This is a genomic window from Sulfitobacter sp. L-8 (assembly GCF_056859255.1).
In genome coordinates this window covers 166794-174707 of record NZ_JBSXOD010000037.1, presented here as the reverse complement: position 1 = coordinate 174707, position 7914 = coordinate 166794, and the positions used below count along the sequence as shown (strand labels likewise).

General features: G+C 57.3%; 9 protein-coding genes. 2 read left to right on the top strand and 7 right to left on the bottom strand.

The genetic code is table 11. The features are described 5' to 3' along the window. Positions 1–168: 168 nt before the first annotated feature. Positions 169–726, top strand: coding sequence for a hypothetical protein (locus AC13DE_RS05725; RefSeq protein ID WP_483047329.1), 558 nt, complete (start codon positions 169–171; stop codon positions 724–726). Between the two features lie 40 nt (positions 727–766). On the opposite strand, the gene AC13DE_RS05720 is transcribed toward AC13DE_RS05725, so the two are convergent. The 7 genes from AC13DE_RS05720 to AC13DE_RS05690 all read right to left on the bottom strand — a co-directional run bounded on the left by AC13DE_RS05720 (position 767) and on the right by AC13DE_RS05690 (position 7258). After that, positions 767–1900 (bottom strand): acyl-CoA dehydrogenase family protein, encoded by a 1134-nt coding sequence (locus tag AC13DE_RS05720; RefSeq protein ID WP_483047328.1) that lies wholly within the window; start codon positions 1898–1900, stop codon positions 767–769. Between the two features lie 12 nt (positions 1901–1912). After that, entirely contained in the window at positions 1913–3118 is a 1206-nt protein-coding gene (locus tag AC13DE_RS05715; protein ID WP_483047327.1) for an acyl-CoA dehydrogenase family protein, read from the bottom strand. A 38-nt stretch (positions 3119–3156) separates the two neighbouring features. After that, the gene (locus AC13DE_RS05710; RefSeq protein ID WP_483047326.1) at positions 3157–3894 is read right to left on the bottom strand and encodes an enoyl-CoA hydratase/isomerase family protein; all 738 of its coding nucleotides are present in this window, start codon (positions 3892–3894) and stop codon (positions 3157–3159) included. A gap of 31 nt (positions 3895–3925) precedes the next feature. Continuing rightward, positions 3926–4903, bottom strand: a complete 978-nt coding sequence (locus AC13DE_RS05705) for an NAD(P)H-dependent flavin oxidoreductase (protein WP_483047325.1) — start codon at positions 4901–4903, stop codon at positions 3926–3928. A gap of 52 nt (positions 4904–4955) precedes the next feature. Further along, positions 4956–5270: an acyl-CoA dehydrogenase family protein gene (locus AC13DE_RS05700; protein ID WP_483047324.1), complete on the bottom strand. Its 315-nt coding sequence runs from the start codon at positions 5268–5270 to the stop codon at positions 4956–4958. Continuing rightward, positions 5252–5659 carry a hypothetical protein gene (locus tag AC13DE_RS05695; protein WP_483047323.1) on the bottom strand — a complete coding sequence of 136 codons (408 nt, stop codon included), beginning with the start codon at positions 5657–5659 and terminating at the stop codon, positions 5252–5254. Before AC13DE_RS05695 ends, AC13DE_RS05700 begins: the two co-directional genes overlap by 19 nt. A gap of 72 nt (positions 5660–5731) precedes the next feature. Beyond that, the gene (locus tag AC13DE_RS05690; RefSeq protein ID WP_483047322.1) at positions 5732–7258 is read right to left on the bottom strand and encodes an acyl-CoA synthetase; all 1527 of its coding nucleotides are present in this window, start codon (positions 7256–7258) and stop codon (positions 5732–5734) included. 301 nt (positions 7259–7559) lie between these two features. Here AC13DE_RS05690 and AC13DE_RS05685 point away from each other — a divergent pair, with 301 nt between their 5' ends. Beyond that, entirely contained in the window at positions 7560–7874 is a 315-nt protein-coding gene (locus AC13DE_RS05685; RefSeq protein WP_483047321.1) for a putative quinol monooxygenase, read from the top strand. The last annotated feature ends 40 nt before the right edge of the window (positions 7875–7914 follow it).

Genomic DNA, 7914 nt, shown 5'->3' with positions numbered 1-7914 from the left:
TCGACCTGCGCCAAAACCTCCACGCGCTTCAACTCGCGCTCGCTCATAACCACCCATCCCATGCCCAATCTCCCTCAGTCTCGGAAGGGAGAGTGACATTCCTGAATTGCTCATGGGTGACATTTTAGCTTTGCGGCTACAGTGGCATCAATTCTAATAATCAATCTTATGTGCGAACGTGATACGTTGCTGGTGCCAATCATTGATATTGCAGCAAAAGCAGGCGTGAACTCTGCTTTGGTGAAGTACTACTTCGGCAACAAAAGCGGCTTGATGCGGGCCCTTCTTCACCGCGATCTGGCGGAAGCGGTGACCCAGCTTGAGGCGTTGGTCGAGATGGACATGCGCCCGACCGCGAAGATGCGGTACCACCTTTCGGGCCTCGTCAACATGTACTTCCGGTACCCTTATTTGCAGCGTTTGCTGACCGCGACAATGCGCGACGAAACCGAAGAAGTCAGACGGACCATGATAAAGTCGTACATTGAGCCGATCCATGACGCCTACAAACGGATGATTTCCGAAGGTGTGGCGGCGGGAGAATTCCAATCTGTCGACTATAAATTTTTCTACTTCATCGTCATCGGGGCATGTGACCAAATATTTTCGTCCCGAGAAGTGCTAAACTACATGCACGGTGTCGATAGGGTTGATGACGACATACGCCGCTCCTATACGGAGCAAATGATCGCGGTCGTCTTGGGCGGCCTAATGGCACGCAGCTGACGTCGCGGAGGTGGGATAGCCACACATCCGCACTACGCCCTTACGCGCCGCCAGTGGCGAGAGATTTGCCAACCGCACGGAAGTGATACTCACTGTCTCCGAACAGCGCATTGATCGTCAGAATGCGCTTGTGAAAGTGACCGATGCTGACCTCGTCCGTCATCCCGACGCCGCCATGGGTCTGGATCGCGGCTTCGCCAATTTCTCGTCCCAATGTGCCGATCTGCCCTTTCAGGATCGAAATATCCGGCGCGCCTGCCCGTCCGGCAACCATCAGCGCCGTGGTGTACAGCAGGCAGGAGCGGGCCTTCACATAGGCGATCTTCATATCTGCCAAGCGGAGGGAAATGGTCTGAAACGTCGCGATAGGCGCGCCGAACTGCTTGCGCGTCGATGCATATTCGCTTGTCTGTCGAAGCAAGGCCCCCATAGCACCGACGGCTTCGGCACAGAGCGCGACGATCGCCCTAGAGATCACTGTTTGCAGCACCTTATGGGCATCGTCGGCGACCCTGCGGTCGGAAGGAATTTGAACCCCATCAAAAGTGATATGCGCAGCGTGGCGGCCATCAATGGTGACGAAAGATCTGATGCTGACCCCTTGCTGTTTTGGATCGACCATAAACAGGGATAGGCCATCCTTGTCAGGTGCCGTGCCGCGCGTTCGTGCCGATACGACAAGCGCGTCGGCCTGCGCGCCCCCAAGGACCATCCGCTTTTCACCGCTCAGGGTGAATCCCTCCGTCGCCTCGGTTGCGGCCAATGAAACAAGTGCCGGATCCGCGGTCCCCTTGCCTTCTTCATGGGCGAAGGCAGCCGTTTGTTCGCCCGTTATGATTTTGGAAAGTTGCGCTTGCGCGGCAGGGCTATCGGATTGTGCCAGACACTGTCCTGCCAATAAAATCGAAGAGACATAAGGTTCAATCAGCAGATGCGCCCCAAAGGGTTCAGCCACTGCGACGACATCCGCCATCGACCCACCGAACCCGCCAACCTCTTCGGCGAAAGGCAGGCCAAGAATACCCATCTCGGCCAGTGCCTCCCAAACCTCGGGCGACCACGGGCGACCGGATTGCAGCATTTTTTGACGGGTCTCGAAATCATAGTGCCGCTCCAAAAGGCGCTTCACGCTCTCTTGCAGCATCTTCTGTTCGTCGGTCTGAGAGAAATCCATCTGAGTACCCTTTCAAGCGATCTGCAGGCTGCGCGCAATCAAGTCGCGCTGAACCTCATTCGTGCCGGCGTAGATCGTAGTCGCGCGGCTGTTGAGGTAAAACGGCATGGAGATCAGATCCAGCTCGCTCCCCATCGGATCCACCCCCGACCCCACGGCCAGGGCGTCAAGCTGCATGGACAGACCCTCAAGCCCGGCCACCCGCGTCATCATCACCGACACACGCTGGATCAGTTCCGAGTTCATGGTCTTGGCAATCGAAGGCAGCGCAGGATCGTTGATCATCTCATGACCGCCCATGACCAGCCGCTCGAACTGTGCCAGCGTCGTGACATCCGCGTGCAATGCGCCCAGGTCGCGTTGAAACACCTGGTCGTCAGACAGCTTGCCGCCAAAGGGGGATGTTTCATCCTGCGCCGCCTCGGTGATCCGTTTCAGATAGCGGACCAGAACGGGGCTGTTGGCCGATCCGTTGCGTTCGTGTTTGAGCAGATGTTTGGCAACGCTCCACCCTTCGTTTTCGGCACCGACCCGACCGGATTGCGGCACGCGGACATTGTCGAAAAACACCTCGCAAAATTCCGCATGGCCATCCAGCCCCTTGATCGGGCGAACGTCCATTCCGGGAAAGTCGGTCCTGTCGAGCAGCAGAAAGGTGATGCCCTGTTGTTTCTTGCCCTCATTGCTGGTGCGCACCAACATGAACATCCGGTTCGATTTATGGGCGAAGGTTGTCCAGATCTTGCTGCCGTTGATGATATAATCGTCCCCATCCGCGACCGCGCTGCACTTCAGCGATGCCAGATCGGAACCGGAGTTCGGTTCCGAATATCCTTGCGTCCAGTAATCCTCGCCCGACAGGATCCGCGGCAGGTACTTGGCCTTCTGTTCCTCCGTCCCGAGGTCGATCAACAACGGCCCCACCATTTTGAGCGAGTTCGGCAGCAAGGGGGGTAAATCCCGTTTGCGGTATTCCTCTTCAAAAATAGTGCGCTGCTCGGCGGACCAGCCTGTACCACCGTATTCCTCGGGCCAATCGGGCGCGGCCCAGCCTTTTTCGTTCAGAATGGCCTGCCAAGCTGCCCCTTGTTCAAACGGTGCAAAGGCGCTGGTGGTTTTGCGCCCCGCTTCGCGGATCGCGTCCGTGGGGGCGGTGTCCAGATAGGCTGCCACTTCCGCCCGGAATGCATCCAGTTCCTGTTTGGTTTGGCTACTCATTTTGTAATTCTCCTAAGGAAATTCCGAAGCGCACGGGTTCATCTCTTGGTGAAGGCCGCAATCCGCTCTGCCATGTCCGGGCCGATGCCGGCGCTCTCCATCACTTCCCATTGCAGTCCCGCATCCATCGGACGCAGGTCTGTCGCTTCAAGCAATTGCTTGTTGGCAGCGTGGGAGAACGAGGAGTTCGCGATGATGCGGGCGACCAGTCGTTCGATTTCGGCGTCGAATTCGTCAGCAGGAACCGCGTATTCGGCCAACCCGATCCGTACCGCTTCATTGGCATCGATCATATCTGCCGTGAACATCAACCGCTTGGTCGTGGCAACGCCCACCCGCCGGGGCAAACGCTGGCTCATCCCCCAGACGGGGGTCAGGGCCCATTTGGCGTGGGTATCACCGAAACGGGCGGTATCGGCCGCGACGATGAAATCAGCGGCCAGCGCCACTTCGAGCGCGCCGGTATAGCAATGTCCGTGCACTGCTGCGATCACGGGCTTTGGCAGTTTTTCCATCAGGCGCAAGGTCTCGGAGTGCCACCCCGCAGACGGTACATCCTCCCCTTCGGCAATATCGCCAAGGTCATGGCCCGCCGAGAAACACTTGCCCGCGCCGCGCAGGACCACGCAACGGATCGCGTCATCATCGCGCAGATCAATAATATGTTGTCGCAGCTCCTTGAACAGTGCAACGGTCAGAGAATTCAACTTCTCCGGCCTGTTCAGCGTCAGAACGGTCCAACCGTCTTTGTCCTCGCGTAGTACCAGTTCAGTCATTGTGCACTTCCCTTTCCCAAACCGTTGACCCTTACGCAACCAGTCGTGCAAGCCGTGTAGAGATGATGGACTCGGCGTCTGCCACGATCCGCGCGATCAATGCGTCACAGGTGGGGATGTCGTTGATCAGCCCTTGCACCTGCCCCGCCCAGATCAATCCTCTGTCGAGATCGCCAGACATCAAGGCTTCGCGGCCTTTGACGCCAGAGACATAGGGTTGGACATCGCCGAATTCGGCACCCGGTTTCGACCCGATCTCGACCACCATGTCAGAGACCGAGTTCTTGGCGACGCGGCCAGTGTTCTTGAAACCGCGGAAAATCAGGTTGGTGTCCCGTTCGCCGTTCGCCACCAAAAACTGTTTGACCTTCTCATGGATCGGCGCTTCCACCGTTGCGCAGAACCGCGTTCCCATATTGATCCCGTCGGCCCCCAGGGCCAAGGCGGCGGCGAGCCCGCGGCCATCGCCGAACCCGCCTGACGCCAGCAAAGGCACATCAATCTGATCAGCCGCAGCAGGGATCAAAACCAGACCCGGCACGTCATCTTCGCCGGGATGGCCCGCACATTCGAACCCGTCGATAGAGATGATATCGACACCCATCTTGACCGCCGAAAGCGCGTGACGGACCGAGGTGCATTTGTGCAGGATCGTAATGCCATGGGCCTTGAAATCCTCCACATGCTCCTGTGGCCGCCCCCCTGCGGTTTCCACGATCTTGACCCCCGCTTCGATGATCACACGGCGATAGTCGCTGTAGGGCGGCGGGTTCACCGATGGCAGCACGGTCAGGTTCACGCCAAACGGTTTGTCCGTCATGGTTTTGCAGCGCTCGATCTCTGCGGCCAGGGCGTCAGGCGTCGGCTGGGTCAGGGCTGTCAGGATGCCAAGGCCCCCGGCATTCGAAACCGCGGCAGCCATCTCGGCGGTGCCGACCCACATCATGCCACCCTGTACAATCGGGGTTTCGATCCCCAGCATTTCGGTGACCCGCGTATGAAGAGCCATCAGAATATCTCCGCTTTCAGAATGTTTGAATTCAGACCGAAACAGACATGGCTCATTCGCCCTGCGCCTTTTTCCAATCCTGTTCGACCTTTTTGGCCAGTGACCATTTGTGCACTTCGGTCGGGGCGTCATAGATCCTGAACGCGCGCACCTCGCGGAACACCTGTTCGACGATCGTATCGCCGGTCACGCCCTGCCCGCCCATCACCTGAACGCATCGGTCCGCGACCCGCATCAGCGACTCGGACACAGCCACCTTGGTCATGGAGCTTTCGACCGTACCCAACTCACCCGTATCCAGCACGTCCGCGCACCAATAGACCATCTGCTCGGCCTGCCTGAGGTCGATCATGTTCTCGGCCAACATAAATCCGACGCCCGCGTGATCCACCAGCGGTTTGCCAATACTATACGGCGGTTGGCATACTCGCTCGCGACCTCATTCGCGCGGATCGCCGCACCGAGCCAGCGCATGCAATGAGTCCGACGCGCAGGCGGCAGACCCGACCGGATCAACACACATGCGGTTTCACGGTGGGTCAGGTGCGTGCCGTCCTCAAGGATATGAGGCGTCATCACCCCTGGCTGGCAGGCCGCGTCCTTCATCTCGTCGCCAAGCGCTTCCGTCGGGCCATGGCTGTTGCGGCGGTCGTCATATTCATAAGGTACGATCTTTTCGTGAATGAAACCCTCTACGCGGTTGGCGATATCCAAGGCCCGTTCGGACATCCGGCTGCTATCGATGGTAAACGTCATTTTCGGTGATCCATTCATGTCATCAGACCAGTCGGGTCCCGCACCCGCCTGTCAGCCGCCCAACCCAGAGGCTCAGCTCCAATATTCGTCCTTAAGCTTTCGTTTGGTCAGTTTTCCCGTTGGTGTGCGCGGCAACTTCTGGCGAAAGTCGATGCTTTTCGGGGTCTTGATCCGAGATAGACGAGACCGGCAAAACTCCATCAACTCCTCAGCTTTTGCCGGCGATGGGTCAACGCCTTCCTCAAGTTGCACGACCGCCTTGACCTCTTCGCCCATTTCTTCGTTGGGAACGCCAAATACCGCGACATCCGCAACGTCAGGGTGGCAGGCGAGCAGATCTTCGGTTTCTTGCGGGTAAATGTTCACGCCGCCGGAAATGATCGTGTAGGACGCCCGGTCTGTCAGAAACAGAAAACCTTCCTTGTTCACATAGCCGACGTCCCCCAGCGTGGAACAGCCCGGGCGCAAATACGCCTTGGCGGTTTTATCGGGGTCTGCGCGATAGGAAAATTCTATACCGCTGTCGAAATAGACATCACCGATCTCTCCAGCGGGAAGCTCATCTCCATTCTTGTCGACCACCACGATTCCACCAATAAGCGACCGCCCCACGGTGCCCGGATATTTCAGCCAGTCTTCCGAGGTCGAAACGGTCACGCCATTGGCCTCTGACCCGGCGTAGTATTCGATCAGGATCGGGCCAACCCAATCCAGCATCTGTCTTTTTATCTCTTGCGGGCAAGGTGCAGCCGCGTGGAAAATCACCTCTAGCGAAGATAGATCACATGCCTCGCGTTCAGCGAGGGACAGACGGAGCATCCGTACGAACATTGTGGGTACGACCTGGGTATGCGTCACCTGATGCTTCTCGATCAAATGCAGCATTTCCCCAGCATCAAACCGCTCCATGACGATTGACTTGCCACCCAGCATGACCGCCATCATCGATGTGCGCAAAGGTGCCGCATGATAAAGTGGGGCCGGCGACAGATAGACGCTCTGGTCATCCATGTGCGCCATCGTTTCACACAGCACCGTCATCAGCGGAGGTATCACCGTGTCGATGGGCTGACGGGTGAATTCGCGCACCACACCCTTGGGCCGCCCCGTCGTGCCAGAGGAATATAACAGATCGGTGCCCACCGTTTCGTCGCTGATCGGACCTGTGGGCAGTGAGCGCGTAAAAACGTCCCAATCCAGTTCCGGATCGTCCGTACCCCTGCTCACAAAAATCCGGACTTCCGGGCAAGCGCCTTGGATCACCGGCAACAGCTCTGCATATTTACAAGACAGAACCAGCACTTTGGCCGAGCAATCGCCAACAATATAGCTGATCTCGTCAGCGGTGAGATGACAACTTATGGCGGTGTAGAACACACCCGAGCGCTGCGCAGCCCATGTCAGAACGACAAAATCCAGGCAGTTTTCAAACAGCAACGCGATATTTTCGCCCGATTTCACTCCAAGCTTTCGAAAGCCATGCGCTGCCTGGTTAGAGCGGCTGTCAAGCTGCGCAAAACTCAGGGTTTCGCCACTGCCTGCCATCTCATAGGCAATTTTATCAGGTGCGATTTTCGCAATGTGAGATGGGTGTTTCACGGCGATACCGCACCATGTCTCAGATCAAGAGATACCCCGTCGTCGTCAGATATCTCAGCATTCCGCTTGCAGCTGTGAACCATCATCCCCTCCCAAAGCACGGTATCAAGGTGCCCTATACGGCCAGGAATCCTCCACAAAAACCTTGGCCCTCTCATAATTACGCGATGCTTGATTTTTATTCAAGCACTGCTTTACTTTTATCAGGAAAATGTAATTCTGGTATCGCGCCGTAGCAAAGCGGAGCGAACCTAACCCTCGCCTAACAACTTGAACCTCTATAAAACGGAGAGCACCAACCATGCCCAACGTCCACGTTATCGCCGTAATCAAAGCCAAAACGGGCCAGCGCGCAGCCCTTCTGGACCTATTCAACAAGAACGTCCCCACGGTCAAAGCGGAAAAGGGCTGCATCGCATACGAAGCGACAACCGACACCCAGAATGCAGGCCCCATGCAGACCGAATTCGGGCCAGATACATTTGTAGTTATTGAACAGTGGGAGAGCATGCAGGCGCTTGGTGCGCACGCCGTATCGCCACATATGAAAGACTACAGCGCCCAAACCAAAGGCATGGTTGCGGATAGCAAGATCCACATTTTATCCCAGGCGTAACCGTCATGCGCCGGTACGCGGGGTCCCTGTAACCAGCCCA

Excerpts from the sequence above, each read along its gene's own strand:
- AC13DE_RS05725 (WP_483047329.1), top strand. The coding sequence starts at position 169 with ATGTGCGAACGTGATACGTTGCTGGTGCCAATCATTGATATTGCAGCA.
- AC13DE_RS05720 (WP_483047328.1), bottom strand. The coding sequence starts at position 1,900 with ATGGATTTCTCTCAGACCGACGAACAGAAGATGCTGCAAGAGAGCGTG.
- AC13DE_RS05715 (WP_483047327.1), bottom strand. The coding sequence starts at position 3,118 with ATGAGTAGCCAAACCAAACAGGAACTGGATGCATTCCGGGCGGAAGTG.
- AC13DE_RS05710 (WP_483047326.1), bottom strand. The coding sequence starts at position 3,894 with ATGACTGAACTGGTACTACGCGAGGACAAAGACGGTTGGACCGTTCTG.
- AC13DE_RS05705 (WP_483047325.1), bottom strand. The coding sequence starts at position 4,903 with ATGGCTCTTCATACGCGGGTCACCGAAATGCTGGGGATCGAAACCCCG.
- AC13DE_RS05700 (WP_483047324.1), bottom strand. The coding sequence starts at position 5,270 with ATGTTGGCCGAGAACATGATCGACCTCAGGCAGGCCGAGCAGATGGTC.
- AC13DE_RS05695 (WP_483047323.1), bottom strand. The coding sequence starts at position 5,659 with ATGACGTTTACCATCGATAGCAGCCGGATGTCCGAACGGGCCTTGGAT.
- AC13DE_RS05685 (WP_483047321.1), top strand. The coding sequence starts at position 7,560 with ATGCCCAACGTCCACGTTATCGCCGTAATCAAAGCCAAAACGGGCCAG.